General features: G+C 64.1%; 14 protein-coding genes and 1 tRNA gene. 10 read left to right on the forward strand and 5 right to left on the reverse strand.

Annotation, left to right across the window (positions count from 1 at the left end; genetic code table 11):
- Positions 1 to 18 precede the first annotated feature (18 nt).
- The 4 genes from VK792_RS04180 to VK792_RS04195 all read right to left on the reverse strand — a co-directional run bounded on the left by VK792_RS04180 (position 19) and on the right by VK792_RS04195 (position 5,670).
- Entirely contained in the window at positions 19 to 1,074 is a 1,056-nt protein-coding gene (locus VK792_RS04180) for an MBL fold metallo-hydrolase (protein ID WP_326296097.1), read from the reverse strand.
- A gap of 91 nt (positions 1,075 to 1,165) precedes the next feature.
- Complete coding sequence (locus VK792_RS04185; protein WP_326296098.1) at positions 1,166 to 1,393, reverse strand: tautomerase family protein; 228 nt, start codon at positions 1,391 to 1,393, stop codon at positions 1,166 to 1,168.
- 114 nt (positions 1,394 to 1,507) lie between these two features.
- Entirely contained in the window at positions 1,508 to 4,972 is a 3,465-nt protein-coding gene (locus VK792_RS04190; protein ID WP_326296099.1) for a calcium-binding protein, read from the reverse strand.
- Positions 4,973 to 5,580: 608 nt separating this feature from the next.
- Positions 5,581 to 5,670, reverse strand: a tRNA-Ser gene (locus tag VK792_RS04195).
- 179 nt (positions 5,671 to 5,849) lie between these two features.
- Here VK792_RS04195 and VK792_RS04200 point away from each other — a divergent pair.
- From VK792_RS04200 to VK792_RS04230, 7 genes are all read left to right on the forward strand, one after another.
- Entirely contained in the window at positions 5,850 to 6,671 is an 822-nt protein-coding gene (locus tag VK792_RS04200) for a DUF2059 domain-containing protein (protein ID WP_326296100.1), read from the forward strand.
- A 196-nt stretch (positions 6,672 to 6,867) separates the two neighbouring features.
- The gene (locus VK792_RS04205) at positions 6,868 to 7,491 is read left to right on the forward strand and encodes a 50S ribosomal protein L21 (RefSeq protein WP_326296101.1); all 624 of its coding nucleotides are present in this window, start codon (positions 6,868 to 6,870) and stop codon (positions 7,489 to 7,491) included.
- Positions 7,492 to 7,503: 12 nt separating this feature from the next.
- Entirely contained in the window at positions 7,504 to 7,773 is a 270-nt protein-coding gene (rpmA, locus tag VK792_RS04210) for a 50S ribosomal protein L27 (RefSeq protein ID WP_326296102.1), read from the forward strand.
- A gap of 213 nt (positions 7,774 to 7,986) precedes the next feature.
- Positions 7,987 to 8,526 carry a GNAT family N-acetyltransferase gene (locus VK792_RS04215; RefSeq protein ID WP_326296103.1) on the forward strand — a complete coding sequence of 180 codons (540 nt, stop codon included), beginning with the start codon at positions 7,987 to 7,989 and terminating at the stop codon, positions 8,524 to 8,526.
- Positions 8,527 to 8,715: 189 nt separating this feature from the next.
- Positions 8,716 to 9,750, forward strand: a complete 1,035-nt coding sequence (obgE, locus tag VK792_RS04220; protein ID WP_326296104.1) for a GTPase ObgE — start codon at positions 8,716 to 8,718, stop codon at positions 9,748 to 9,750.
- On the forward strand, positions 9,738 to 10,844 hold the full coding sequence (gene proB / locus VK792_RS04225; RefSeq protein WP_326296105.1) for a glutamate 5-kinase: 1,107 nt from the start codon (positions 9,738 to 9,740) through the stop codon (positions 10,842 to 10,844). Before obgE ends, proB begins: the two co-directional genes overlap by 13 nt.
- A gap of 57 nt (positions 10,845 to 10,901) precedes the next feature.
- Complete coding sequence (locus VK792_RS04230; protein ID WP_326296106.1) at positions 10,902 to 12,167, forward strand: glutamate-5-semialdehyde dehydrogenase; 1,266 nt, start codon at positions 10,902 to 10,904, stop codon at positions 12,165 to 12,167.
- Between the two features lie 4 nt (positions 12,168 to 12,171).
- Here the strand turns inward: VK792_RS04230 and VK792_RS04235 are convergent, their stop codons facing one another.
- A complete protein-coding gene (locus VK792_RS04235; RefSeq protein ID WP_326296107.1) occupies positions 12,172 to 12,789 on the reverse strand; it encodes a histidine phosphotransferase family protein in 618 nt (205 codons plus the stop codon).
- Between the two features lie 29 nt (positions 12,790 to 12,818).
- On the opposite strand from VK792_RS04235, the gene VK792_RS04240 reads away from it, so the two are divergent.
- The 3 genes from VK792_RS04240 (at position 12,819) to olsA (ending at position 14,715) form a co-directional block, all read left to right on the forward strand.
- The gene (locus VK792_RS04240; RefSeq protein ID WP_326296108.1) at positions 12,819 to 13,001 is read left to right on the forward strand and encodes a DUF3553 domain-containing protein; all 183 of its coding nucleotides are present in this window, start codon (positions 12,819 to 12,821) and stop codon (positions 12,999 to 13,001) included.
- 128 nt (positions 13,002 to 13,129) lie between these two features.
- Positions 13,130 to 13,891, forward strand: a complete 762-nt coding sequence (olsB, locus tag VK792_RS04245; RefSeq protein WP_326296109.1) for an L-ornithine N(alpha)-acyltransferase — start codon at positions 13,130 to 13,132, stop codon at positions 13,889 to 13,891.
- A complete protein-coding gene (olsA, locus tag VK792_RS04250; RefSeq protein WP_326296110.1) occupies positions 13,888 to 14,715 on the forward strand; it encodes a lyso-ornithine lipid O-acyltransferase in 828 nt (275 codons plus the stop codon). Before olsB ends, olsA begins: the two co-directional genes overlap by 4 nt.
- Positions 14,716 to 14,720 lie beyond the last annotated feature (5 nt).

A 14,720-nucleotide genomic window follows, 5' to 3' on the forward strand; every position in this document is an offset into this window, starting at 1 on the left:
GGGCCTGTGGATGGGCGCTCAGATTTGGGGGATTTCCCAAACCTCACCGGCCTCCAGTGCGCGGAACCGGTCGGAGCTTACGGATTGCTGCTCTAGCGCGGCGAGCAGCCGGGCGCGGGGGGCATTGCGCCCTTCGTTGGTCAACTGGATGGTCCCCCAATGGTGGCCGATCCCATAAGCTGCGCCGCTCAGCCGGAACCCCGTTACGGCCTCGTCCGGGTTCTGGTGCTGGTCGGCCATGAACCACTGCGGATCATAGGCTCCGATCGGCAACAGCGCCGCCCGCAACCGCCCGAACCGGTCCGCTAGATCGCGATAAGGCCGGCCCTGGTCAAACCCCGTATCCCCGACGAAAAGCACCGATCCGCGGCGGCCGGTCAGCACGAACGCCGCCCAAAGCGCCATCGACCTGTCATTCACGCCCCGTGCGCCCCAGTGGTGGCACGGCACGCAATGCACCCCAAGCGGCCCGAAGCGTGTCGATTGCCCCCAATCCTGGGTCTGGGTCCGCAGCCCGGTGCCGGCGATGATCGTGTCATTGCCCAGGGGCGTGATGACCATCGGATCGTGCTGCGCCTTCAGCCGGCGCAGCGTGGCAAGGTCCATGTGATCATAGTGGCAGTGGCTGAGCAGAACCAGATCGACAGGGGGCAGGTCGGCAAAAGCGATTCCCGGCGCCGTAACCCGTTTCGGTCCGGCAAAGCGGACAGGGGACGCGCGGTCGGACCAGAACGGATCCGTCAGGATGTTCAGCCCCTCGATTTGCACCAGCAGCGTCGCATGCCCCACCATGGTTACGGTCAGATCCGCCACCCGGGCGCGGGGCCGCGCGGGTGTCACGGGCAGGCTTTCGGGCCATTTCGCCGGGGCGTCGCCCATGCGCCAGCGCAGCACATCCGACAGGCCCTTGGGCGGCCGGCCATCGGGATTGAAGAACCGCAGCCCGTCGAAATGGTCCGACACAGGGCCGTCGTAATAGCGATTGGAACCGCGACGTACGACCGTTGCAGTGCCAGCCGCCGTCGAAAGCCCGATCAGGGTCGCTGCGGATCGAAGAAAGCTGCGACGGGTCATGTGGCTTTCCTTGTCGGCGTTTGGGGCGGAAAGGGGCCAATTGGGCCATGGAAGCCTTGCCCAAGCCCGCCCGGCGCGCGACCCACGGGGGTTACATGGAGTATCCCGGCTTCTTGTAAAGCTGTTCGGGCCGGTTTTCGATGTCGGGCAGGTAAACCTTTTCGCGCCAGTCGGCAGAGTCGATCTCTTCAATGGCAATCGAAACCGACGCGTCACGATACCCCAGCATCTCGGTCAGGTTTTGGTTGATCGCTGCGGCAAGCGCCTGTTTCTGTTCTTCGGACTTTCCGGGCCAAATCTTGACGATGACATGGGGCATTCCTGGGTCCTTCCGCTGAAAAGGGTTGATCCCCTTGGGATGCGGCAATCGGGCGACAATTTCCACCCCCCCCGCGCACCGAAGGCGTGCCCGCAGGCAAGACGCGCGGCGATGTCACGGCACGTCGAACAGCCCCATCAGCGCCGACATGTTGTCCGCGATGCCAAAGACACCTTGCAGCATGATCTGGGTGTCGGCCAGGTCGATCAGCGTGCCAGTACCCAGCGTCGCTTCGCGGGCGTCGCCCGCGTCAATCTGCTCTGCCCCGGTCAGGGCGGTGATATAGTCGATATTGATCAGCCGGTCGCTGCCATCGCCGAAATCGGTGATGATGTTCAACCCGTCGTCCAGATCAAAGACAAAGTCATCCGCGCCGTCCCCGCCGACCAGAACATCGGTGCCGGTTCCCGCGATCAACGTGTCATCCTTGGCATTGCCGATCAGCGTGTCATTGCCATCGCCCCCAAGAATCCGGTCCTGTCCGTCATCGCCGCGCAATTCGTCATTGCCCGCGTCCCCCATCAGGGTATCGCGCCCATTGCCCCCTGCAATGGTATCGTCACCATCCCCACCAGACAGGAAATCGCGACCCGCGCGCCCGATCAGCACATCATTGCCGGTCTCGCCGAACATCAGGTCGGATTCCTCGCTCAGGTCCGCCGTGACAATTTCGTCAGCGGTTTCGAACGCGCCTTGGCCCAGCAGGATCTCATACGGAGCGGTGATGACGGCAAGCGGGTTGTTGATCAGGAAAAACGGATCGAAGGTCGCGGACTGATCGCCGCCATCCAGAACATCATCGCCCGCGCCGGCGAACACGATATCTATGCCGACGCCGCCATTGATGTCGTCATCGCCATCGCCCCCATAGATCGTGTCCTGACCGTTGCCACCGTTCAGGGCATCGTTGCCATCGCCCCCGTCGATGCTGTCCGCACCGGCATTGCCATCAATGACATCATCGCCGTCGCCGCCCAGCAGGGTGTCCTTGTTGTCGCCGCCGGCGATGGTGTCGAACCCGGCCCCGCCATTGACCAGATCATTGCCGCCGCGCGCCGGGACGACATCATCAAAGAGGGTCAAAGGGTCGAAAACATTGTTGCTCCCGTTGCCGTCAACGGTGTTGGCGATACTCAGAAACCCCCAGACGGTTTCCGCGCTTTCCGCGCCGCGCGCGTCCACCGCGCCGAATCCGATCAGGTAATACCCGGCCGACGGGCTGTCACCGCCCAGCGTGCTGAAATCAAAGCGTCCGATGGGCATGTTGAACGTCCAGGTCGGAAAGGCCGCGTTCAGCTTGGTATAGTCGATCGGGACCAGGGCCCCGCTGTCATCGACATAGGACCAGTCGCGCAGCACATAGCCGGTGAACCCGTCGCCGTCGGGATCGGTGAAGATGGTGCCGATGTCGGGCAGTTGCACGTTGCCGCCAACGCCTTCGTTCACCAGCGTGAAGGCCACGACGCTTTGATCGGGGTTGGCAAACTGGCTTCCCAGCCGCCCTTCGACCTGCGCATTCAGCCCGGTCAGGGCCGGATCGCCGGTGAAGACCGGGGCCGCGTTGGGGTTTTCGATCTGCACCACCAATTCGCGCTGCGCGCTGGCCCCGTGCCGGTCGGTGACCTGCACCTGCACGACCACCTCGGCGATCTCATCCCCGGCAAGGCTGTCGAACGCGCCTTGCGGGTCGAAATTCAGAACGCTGCCGCTGACAGATGCCAGCCCGCCCCCGGTTTGCGAGAGTACCGCGTAGGTCAGGCTCGACGCGTCGTCGTCGCTGTCGATGTCATTGGCCAGGGTCGCCAGGTCGAAGGACAGCGTTTCGTCGGCCTCGATCATCGGCAGCGGCGCGTCGGCCAGCGTCGGCGCATCGTTGCGGCCCGTCACCGTAACGGTCACGTCGTTCACTGCGCTTTCGCCCCGGGCGTCGGTGGCGGTGACCTGGATGACGACATCGCGGGTTTCGCCCAAGGCCAGGGTCTGGAAATCCGCGCCGGGATCAAAGGTCAGCGTGGTGCCAAGGATCGTCGCGCTGCCCTCGGACGGTGCGCCGGTGATGGTATAGCTCAGCGAGGTGCCGTCATCTTCGCTGTCCGCATCCGCCCCAAGCGCGGCAAGATCAACGTCGACCGTTGGGCCATCCTCGACCGCGGCTGCGGTTCCGGCGGCCAGCGTCGGGGCATCGTTGCGGCCGGTGATGGTCAACCGCACATCGGCACTGGCGCTGAAGCCCTGGTCGTCGATGATCGTATAGGTCAGGTGGCGGACGATTTCCGACCTCGCGTTCAGAGCGTCGAAATTGGCGCCGGGATCGAAAACCAGCGATTTTTCATCCTTGATCGTGACACTGCCGTCGGGCAGGCCCGGCGCATTGACCGACACGATCCGCAGCGCATCCGTGTTCCATTCGATCAGGTCCAGATCGTTTTGCAAAACGTCGATTTCGACCACGCTGTTTTCATCGGTTGTGGCCACGTCATCCAGCGCCACCACCGGCGCGCGGACGTCCAGCCGTTCGAAATGCGACACGAACATCTGTGCCGTCTTCATCCGATAGTCGCGGCCCGCGTCTACCGCGGCCTGCAGCGCCGCCAGGTCCTGCAGGAAGGTCTTGCTGGTGGCTTGCGCCTTGGTCAGTACCAGCCGCAACGTATCCACCCCGCCGCCGCCATCATACCGGTCGCCGGTCCCGGGATCGACGGCGAAGCGATGGATCAGCAGGTCATTGCCCCAGCCAAGGTCAACGCGGTCCCGGCCCGGGCCTGCATCGACGGTGTCGTGTCCGCTTCCGGCGCAGACCTTGTCATTGCCGGCACCTGTACGGATCGTGTCGTTCCCATTGCCGCCAAAGACCGTATCATTGCCATTGCCTGCGCCGACCAGGTCATTGCCGTTGCCCGCGCCGATCAGGTCATTGCCGTTGCCGGCGAACACGCGGTCGTGGCCCTGACCCGCCCAGATGGTGTCATTGCCATTGCCGCCAAAGACCGTGTCATTGCCGTTGCCTGCTTCGATCCGGTCGTTGCCGTTGCCCGCGCCGATCAGGTCGTTGCCGCCGCCGGCGTCGACCTGATCGTTGCCTGATCCGGCCCAGATGGTATCGTTGCCCGTGCCACCGAACACCCTGTCGTTGCCGTCGCCGCCGTTGACCAGGTCATGGCCGTTGCCTGCCCAGATGGTGTCATTGCCCTTGCCACCAAAGACGGTGTCGTTGCCAGTGCCGGTTGTGACCCGGTCGTTGCCGTCGCCTGCACCAACAAAATCACGGCCGTTGCCCGTGATCACCGTATCCTGGCCCGCACCGGCCCAGACCGTGTCATTTCCTGCGCCCGTCTGCAGCAGATTGTCGGCCTCGAACCCGGTTTCGTGGATACGGCCATCCGGATAGGTCACCTTGCGCTCGACAATCCGTTCGAACGGACCCGGCGTGTACCAGGTTTCGATCCGACGCCCATCGGGCATCACAACGCTGCGGTACAGCAATGCCCCGGCCGGGTCGCGCCAGTCGTGTCTGTCGCACCCCGTTTTGTCGCTGTGATGGGTGATGCTGTAACCGGGATGAAAAGCGTTTGTGGACATGAAAACCTCAAAAAACGCAGGGACCTTGTGACTGCAAGCGCGCGACGGCGCGCGCAAAACGACTGTTTGACTGGGGGGACGATCGAGGAGCCATTGACCGTGCGGCATAAACCAAATTCGGCCATGCCTGCTTTACTTTGCAATGGCTCCTTTTTTCCCCGGCCTTGGCCAAGTCTCCCCAATAGCGAGGACGACCCCTAGCACATTTTGGCCGCAATTCTGCCATGTTTTTGTGCGATTTTGCGAAACTGTTCGTTTCGACGGGCTGTCGGGCGCGACCTGCGCCGCGTACAAAAGGCGAGGTTGAAGCGCGCGGCCAACCCGGAACGGGCGGCCGCAAAAGGCGGACTGTTTGCCCGGTTCCTTTGCACAAGCGGCGTGACGCTCACAGTTGAACTGCGCCGCACGCATAGTCCTGCGGTCTGATCGTACGAAAAACTGCATCGTCGCGCGGGGGATGAAACGTGGTCAGTCAGGTTGCACGACCCTTGCCAGACGGCCGCAACGTCACAGTATTTCGATATTTCTGGCCGCGTTGCGAAATCAGGGAAGGCCTTAGCCGGTGTCTTTGAAGGGTTGCCAGATTTCCGAAAGAAATCAATGGCAAGTGGCGGAGAGACAGGGATTCGAACCCTGGGTGGGCTTGCACCCACAACGGTTTTCGAGACCGCCCCGTTCGACCACTCCGGCACCTCTCCGCGGGGGTCTGGGTGCGGTGCGTGTAGCGGGTTGCGGTTCCAGGCGCAACAGCAAATCGACAGAAATTTGATGTCTCTGAATCCCCCTGTGAGCGCTTTGTGCGCTTGGAAAACCGGTCCCGGCTGAATAGGGTTCGGGCACCGCCCGAACAGGCCCCCAGTCCAAGGAGACAGCGCCCGTGATTCTGAACCGTGCCCTTGCCCTCGCCACAGGGATCGCCCTGAGCCTGTTTGCGTTGCCCGCTGCGGCCAACCAGGCGCGGGACCTGATGAATGCCCTGGGGCTGCCACAGATCATCGAGGTGATGCGCGACGAAGGTCTGGCCTATGGCAAGGAACTGTCGGACACCATGTTGCCGGGCGGCGGGGACTCTACCTGGCCGGACACGGTCAGCCGGATCTATGACAAGCAGACCATGACCGAAGAGGTGGAAAGCCTGTTCGTCGAAACACTGGGCGATACCGACCTCGATCCGCTGCTGACGTTTTTCAACACGCCGGGCGGCAAGCGGCTGGTTCAGCTGGAAATCAGTGCCCGCCGCGCAATGCTGGACAAGGGGGTCGAAGATGGCGCCCGCGAAGCGTTCCGCAGGCTGGACGGAACGGCAGACGCCCGGCTGGCGCTGGTCTCGGCCTTCGTCGAGGTCAATGATCTGCTCGAATCGAACGTGGTCGGGGCGTTGAACGCATCCTACCAGTTTTACCGCGGCATGGTCGAAGGCGGGGCGCTCGAGATGGGCGAGGCCGACATTCTGACCGATGTCTGGGCGCAGGAACCCGAAACCCGCGCAGACACCCGCGAATGGCTGTTCGGTTTCCTGTTGATGGCCTATGGCCCTGTAAGCGAGGAAACCCTGGCCGACTACATCGCCCTGAGCTCGACCGAGGAGGGGCGGGCGATGAACCGGGCGCTGTTTGCGGCGTTTAACCAGATGTATGATGACATCTCTTACGGTCTGGGGCTGGCCGTCGCGCGGCAGTTGCAGGGCCAGGACCTGTAATTCCTGCGTGACTGCACCGGAAACGATGGGTTCTTGTGTTGACAGGCGCGGCCAGAGCGATCATAAGCGCGCCACCTGAAGGACGGTGCCCCGGCGCCGGCCTTTATGTTTTGTAGACCATCGCAGTTCGGGGCGGCAGGGCCATCAACGCCGGGCAACCGGGGCCGAAGGACGCGGAAAGAAAAGGAAGACGCAGATGTTTGCGGTTATGAAAACCGGTGGCAAACAGTACAAGGTCCAGTCCGGCGATACGCTGCGGGTGGAAAAGCTGGCTGCTGATGCTGGAGAAAAAGTCCAGTTCAACGAGATTCTGATGCTGGGTGGCAACACCGTTGTTGTCGGTGCCCCGCTTGTCGACGGCGCGGCCGTTCAGGCTGAAGTCATCGACCAGGTGAAAGGCGACAAGGTCATCACCTTCGTTAAGCGCCGTCGTAAGCATTCGTCCAAGCGCACCCGTGGCCACCGCCAGCAGCTGACCCTGCTGCGCGTGACCGAGATCCTGGCCGAAGGCGCAGGCGCAACCGGTGTGAAAGCCGCAGTTGGTGCAGGGTCCGTGGCCGCTGCCGCGCCGGCGCCGGAAGCCGCTGCAAAGCCGGCTGCCAAAGCCGCCGCTGCTGAGGGTGCCGACGATCTGAAGACCCTGTCGGGCGTTGGCCCGGCGCTGGAAAAGAAACTGCACGAAGCTGGTGTCACCACCTTCGCTCAGATCGCCGCCTGGACCGAAGCGGACATCGCCGAGATGGACGAAAAGCTGTCCTTCAAGGGCCGGATCGAGCGCGAAGGCTGGGTCGACCAGGCCAAAGACCTGATTTCGAAATAAGGAGAGACACCCATGGCACATAAAAAAGCAGGCGGTAGCTCCCGTAACGGTCGTGACTCCGTTGGTCGCCGTCTTGGTGTGAAGCTTTACGGTGGCCAGGCGGCCATCGCCGGCAACATCATCGTACGCCAGCGCGGCACCAAGTTCTGGCCGGGCGAAGGCGTTGGCATGGGCAAGGATCACACGATCTTTGCAACCACCGAAGGCGCCGTGACCTTCCACAAAGGCCTGAAAGGCCGCACGTTCATTTCGGTCCTGCCGGTGGCGGAGGCCGCGGAGTAAGCCGACCTGAAGGTTTGAAAAACTTGGGGGGATCGGCAGACGGCCGGTCCCCTTTCGTCTTTTTCGGGAAAGGCCTTGCCCGCGTCACGGCCGCGACACGCCCGCGGCGTATCGCGGCACGATGATGTGACAGGACGTGCATGGCGCACCGCCATGGCAACCGCCACCTCGGGAAAGGGCGCGCCCGCGCGATGTGCACTGGAGGAGACGCACATGAGCCTTGATACCACGAACCGGCAGCCCACGGTTTCGACCGAGAGGTTCGACCTGCGCCCGCTGCGCAAGTCGGACAAGGGGCTGATCGAGCACTACAGTTCGGATCTGCGGCTGGCACGGATGACCGCAAACATTCCGCACCCGCTGCCTCCGGGCGCGACTGATGCCTATGTCACCCGGGTCACCGCGCCAGTGCGCGACGAGGATGTCTGGGCGATGGACGCCACCAAGGACGGCGGACCGGAACTGATGGGGGTGATCGGGCTGGAGCGGATGGATCGCAACCAGGTCGAGGTCGACTATTGGGTCGCGCCGCCGTTCTGGAACACCGGTCTTGCCTCGGATGCGGTGCGGGCCCTGGTCGAGGCCAATCCGACCGGCAGCGAGACGATGTTCGCCTCGGTTTTCCAGGACAACCCGGCCTCGGCCCGGGTGCTGGTGAACTGCGGCTTCGAATACATCGGCGATGCCGAAGCATTTTCGGTGGCCCGGGGGGCGACGGTGCCGACATGGACCTATCTCAAGCGCATGCGGTAAGCGATGGGCGCGGTTTCGGATCGCGGCTGCGATCCGACCGGAGCGCGCTTTCTGCGAAAGCGCGCCTGTTGGGGGCGCTGCCCCCAAACCCCCGAGGTATTTGTGAAACAAAAGACGCAGGGTGGCGGTACCTTGTGACGGGCGTGCAAACCCGGTAAAGCGCGGGATGCGCGATAAGAGGTGCGGGACATGAAATTTCTTGATCTGGCCAAGGTCTATCTGCGTTCGGGATCCGGCGGGAACGGCTGCGTGTCCTTTCGGCGTGAGAAGTACATCGAATTCGGTGGGCCCGATGGCGGCGACGGTGGTCGCGGCGGCGATGTCTGGGCCGAGGCCGTCGACGGGCTGAACACGCTGATCGATTTCCGCTACCAGCAGCATTTCTTTGCCGACAATGGACGCCCGGGCATGGGCCGACAGCGCACTGGCGCGGACGGCAACGATATCGTGCTGAGGGTGCCGGTTGGAACCGAGATCCTGGATGAGGACGAAGAGACCGTGCTGGCCGATCTGACCGAGCTTGGGGAGCGCGTGCTCTTGGCCAAGGGTGGCAATGGTGGCTGGGGTAACCTGCATTTCAAATCGGCCACCAACCAGGCGCCGCGCCGTGCGAACCCCGGGCAGGAGGGCGTCGAGCGCACCGTCTGGCTGCGGCTGAAGCTGATTGCCGATGTCGGCCTGCTGGGGCTGCCCAACGCCGGCAAGTCGACCTTCCTGTCGGCGACGTCAAACGCGCGGCCCAAGATCGCGGACTATCCTTTCACGACGCTGCACCCGAACCTGGGCGTCGTTGGTATCGACGGGCGCGAATTTGTCGTCGCTGACATTCCGGGCCTGATCGAAGGCGCGCATGAAGGCCGGGGCCTGGGGGATCTTTTCCTTGGCCATGTCGAACGCTGCGCCGTACTTTTGCACCTGGTCGACGGCATCAGCGGAACCTTGCTGGACGATTTCCAAACCATCGTCGACGAGATCGAAGCCTATGGCGCCGGCCTGGCCGACAAGCCGCGGATCGTGGTGCTGAACAAGATCGACGCCCTGGACGAGGAAGAGCGCAGCTTTCTGCGCGATGAATTGCAGGCTGTGGCAGGCTGCAAGGTGATGCTGATGTCCGGGGCAAGTGGCGAAGGCCTCACACAGGTGCTGCGCGCCCTGCGCAACCAGATCGAGATTGCCCGCAATGACGCGCGCGAAGACGAGGACGACGGATCGTGGCAACCCTGAGCGACGCCAAACGGCTGGTCGTCAAGATCGGTTCGGCCCTGCTGGTGGATCGGTCCACGGGCAACCTGCGCGATGGATGGCTGAAAGCGATGGCGGCAGACGTGGCACGGGTGCGGGCACGCGGGACCGACGTCGTGCTGGTGTCGTCGGGTTCGATCGCGCTGGGGCGTGGGGTGCTGGGCCTTGGCAACGGGGCGTTGGCGCTGGAACAAAGCCAGGCAGCCGCCGCCGTAGGTCAGATCCGGCTAGCGCGCGCCTGGGAAGAGGCGCTGGCCCCGCATGGCATCACCACCGCACAGGTGCTGGTGACGCTCGAAGATTCCTCTGACCGCCGCCGATATCTCAATTCCCGAGCGACGCTGGAAACGCTGATCGGGCTGCACGTGGTGCCGATCGTCAACGAAAATGACACCGTGGCCACCGATGAAATCCGCTATGGCGACAACGATCGGCTGGCCGCGCAGGTGGCGGTGACCACCGGTGCCGACCAGTTGATCCTGCTTTCCGATGTGGACGGTTTTTACAGTGGCAACCCGCACACGGACCCCGTGGCCCGCCGCTATGACGTGATCGACATGATCACGCCCGAGATCGAGGCGATGGCGGGCGACGCGGGCTCGGGCCTGTCCAAGGGGGGCATGAAGACCAAGCTGATGGCGGCCCGAACGGCCACCGCCTCGGGCTGCGCCATGGCCATCACCGAAGGTTCGGTGCTGCACCCGCTCAAGGCGCTCGAGGATGGCGCAAACGCCACCTGGTTCACCCCGCATATCGACCCGCACGCCGCGCGCAAGCGCTGGATCGCCAGCATGAAACCGCGCGGAACCGTCACGGTGGACGCAGGCGCGGCGCGCGCGCTGGGGCAGGGCAATTCCTTGCTGCCCGCCGGGATCACCGCTGTGTCCGGGGCCTTCGGACGCGGGGACCCGGTCACTATCCGCGGCAACGACGGCGTCGATCTCGGAATTGGTCTCAGCCGCTACACCGCCGCAGAGGCGGCGCAGATCAAGGGCCACAAGTCTTCGGAAATCGAGGAACTACTGGGCTACCCGGGCCGCGCCGTGCTAATACATCGGGATGACATGGCGCTCTGACCCTTTCATCTTTCTGTAAATACTCAAAATTTCCAACCGTACCCAAAGGCAAGACGCATGAAGGACCTGACCGACATCCCCGCCCTGATGGCCGAGATCGGCACCACCGCGAAATCCGCTGCCGCGGAGCTTGCTTTTGCCCCGGCCGATGTAAAAACCGCCGCGCTGAACGCTGCCGCCGATGCGGTCTGGGCCAACCGCGCCGAGATTGTCGAAGCCAACGCCAGGGACATGGACTATGGCCGTGACAAGGGGCTGTCCGACGCGATGATGGACCGGCTTCTGCTGACCGAAGACAGGATCAAGGGCATCGTGGACGGTTTGCGGGCCGTGGCCGCGCAGGACGACCCCGTGGGCCAGGTGATCGAAGAATGGGATCGCCCCACCGGGCTGCACATCTCCAGGGTGCGGACGCCGCTGGGGGTGATCGGCGTGATCTATGAATCGCGTCCCAACGTGACCGCGGATGCGGGGGCGCTTTGCCTCAAGGCCGGCAACGCGGTCATCCTGCGGGGCGGTTCCGAAAGCTTTCATTCCTCGCAAGCGATCCATGCCTGCCTGGTTGCCGGGCTGCGCGCCGCGGGCCTGCCCGAAGCCGCGATCCAGCTGGTGCCGACACGCGACCGTGCCGCCGTCAGCGAAATGCTGACCATGACCGATACGATCGACGTGATCGTACCGCGCGGCGGCAAGGGCCTGGTCGGGCTGGTCCAGCGCGAGGCGCGGGTGCCGGTCTTTGCCCACCTCGAAGGTATTGTGCATATCTTCATCGACCGCGATGCCGACCCGGTGAAGGCGCTCAAGGTGGTGATGAACGCCAAGACCCGTCGCACCGGCATCTGCGGCGCCGCCGAATGCCTGCTGATCGACCGCCAGGCGCTGGACACGGTCGGACAGGGCGTGATCCGCGCGTTGCTGGACGCGGGCGTAGAGGTGCGGGGCGATGAAACGTTGCAAGCCATCGCGGGTGTGACCGCGGCACGGCCGGACGACTGGGGGCGTGAATACCTGGACATGATCATCGCCGCGCGCGTGGTCGAGGACGTCGACGAGGCGATTGCCCATATCCGGGCCTATGGCTCGAACCACACCGATGCGATCGTCACCGAAAACGACGACACGGCAGCAAAGTTCTTTGCCCGGCTTGATTCGGCGATCCTGATGCGCAACGCATCGACCCAGTTCGCCGACGGCGGCGAATTTGGCATGGGCGCCGAAATCGGCATTGCCACCGGCAAGATGCACGCCCGCGGCCCGGTCGGTGCGGCACAGTTGACCAGCTTCAAATATCTGGTGACCGGTGACGGCACCGTGCGGAGCTAAGCTGTCAGCCCGGCGCGAGCGTGATGCACAGGCCCGCGCCGTCGGGGCTGTCGATATCGCGGACAGACACGACAAGCCCGGCGGCCTTCGCGGCGCCCGGCAGCAATGCGAATTGCACCCGTGCGGGCGAGGCGTCCACAGACACAACGTTGCGCGACAGGTTGGTCCAGAAGTCCGGCTCTTGGCGCACATCCGGGCCGGTGCCGGTCACGGTCCAGCCATGGGGGCGGGCAAAGGCGATGGTGCCGCCTCGGGGCAGAGCGGTTTCCATGCACATCCCGGCCAGCAGAACCGCGCGCAGCGCAGGACGGTCCAGTGTCCCGTCGAACGGCCAGTCATGATGCAGCCGCCCGCCATGCGACAGTTGCGTCAGAACCTCGGCAACCTCGCGTGCGGCGATGGTCTGGCCGACGCGGGTGCGCCCGAAGGCCAGCCGCAGGAACCGGATTCGGGCGTTGGCAGTGGCCAGACTGTCCTGAACCAGCTGCATCTCTTCGCCTTCGAAATTTCCCGTCATCTGAAGAAATTCCAGCCCGTTGCCGATTGCGCCAACCGGGCTGATCACGTCGTGGCAGATACGCGACGACACCAGCGTCGACAGGTCAAACGCCTCATCCGCCATGCCGCGCCCCCCCGGAACAGGAGCATCCAATGGACGATTTGAACGCCTTTCTCGAACCGGGGATGCTGGTCACCCATCCCGACCGACCAGACTGGGGCACCGGGCAGGTGCAATCCAACATCGGCGGCAAGGTCACGGTGAATTTCCGCGACGCGGGAAAGGTCGTGATCGACGGCACGCGCATCCTCCTCCATCTGGTGCATGACTCCTGAGGCGCTCTCCTATGGGTAGAGTTGGGTTCCTTTATGTTCCGTTAAAGGCAAAGCCGGGGCGGGTTGCCCGGCTTGCCAAGAAGCCTGGCTCTGCCTAGAACCGGTCAGCACCACCCGGAGCCCTGCCCATGACCGCGTCGCAACCGCTTTTCACCGTCCGACTGGCCCGGGACGCGGAGGACCTGATCGCGGCGCAGCGCCTGCGCTATGACGTGTTCGTGGGCGAGATGGGCAGCCAGGGCGCGCTGGTCGATCACGACGCCCGGTTGGAACAGGATCGGTTCGATCCTTATTTCGACCACATGCTGCTGATCGACGAAGCCCGCCCGGGCGCACCGGTGGTTGGCGTCTACCGCCTGCTGCGCGACGAACAGGCGCGGGCCATGGGCCAGTTTTATTCCGAGGACGAATACGACCTTGCGCCATTGCGTACCTCCGGCTTGCCGCTGCTGGAACTGGGGCGCTCCTGCCTGCACCCGGACTATCGCGGCGGGCTGGCGATGTATCACCTTTGGAACGCCCTGGCGCGCTATGTCGAGGATCACGGCATCCGTATCCTGTTCGGCGTGGCCAGCTTTCCCGGCACGGACATCCAGGCGCTGGCGCACCCGTTGTCGCAACTCCATGACCGGCACTTGGCCCCACCGGAGCTGCGGGTGACTTCGCGGGGGATGCAGCGGATGGACCTGATCCCCCCGGACGCAATCGACCGCAAGCGGGCGATGGTGGACACGCCGGCGCTGATCAAGGCCTATCTCAAGCTGGGGGGCTTCGTGGGGGACGGCGCCTTTGTCGATCACGGGTTCAACACCACCGATGTCTGCCTGATCCTTGACACGGCGCGGATGAACGACCGGCAGCGCGCGATCTATACCGGGGGCCGCGGATGACGACATGGAAGGGCGAAGATGACAGCGTTCCGCCGCTCAAGCTTGGCCCGGCGGAATGGCTGCGCGTGCTGCGCCGCGGGCTCGTGCTGGGCACAGTGGTCTTTGGCGGCCTGCTTGTGCTGCTGCTGGTGCGTCTGGTAGAACGTCCGATCTGGGGGCTGCACCGCCCGATCACGCCCTATATCACCCAGTGGGTCTGTCGCATGGCGTTCCTGATCCTGCGCATGCCGCTGACAGCGCATGGCCCGCGGATCAAGGGGCAAGGGGCGGTGGTGGCGAACCATTCCAGCTGGCTGGATATCTTCGCGCTCAATTCCCGCAAGAATGTCTATTTTGTCTCGAAATCCGAAGTGGCGAACTGGCCCGGCATCGGCTGGCTGGCCCGCGCCACCGGCACCGTCTTCATCCGCCGCGACCCGCGCGAGGCGCGCGAACAGACCCGGCTGTTCGAGGATCGGCTGCTGGCCGGCCACCGCCTGCTGTTCTTTCCCGAAGGCACCAGCACCGACGGGCTGCGTGTCCTGCCGTTCAAGTCGACCCTGTTCCAGGCGTTCTTTTCCGACCGGCTGCATCACGCACTGCAGGTGCAGGCGGTGACGGTGATCTATTACGCGCCCGACGGCGAGGACGAGAATTTCTATGGCTGGTGGGGCGACATGGATTTTGGCACCCATCTGCTGAAAACGCTGGCTGTGCGGGAACAGGGCAGGGTGGAACTGATCTATCATCCCCCGGTGCGGGTGGATGACTTTCCCAACCGCAAGACGCTGGCCCGGCACCTGGAACAGCAGGTGCGCGCGGGCCATCGCCTGATCATGGACTAGGCCGC

This window comes from Mesobacterium hydrothermale (genome assembly GCF_035818635.1).
Lineage (GTDB): Bacteria > Pseudomonadota > Alphaproteobacteria > Rhodobacterales > Rhodobacteraceae > Mesobacterium_A > Mesobacterium_A hydrothermale.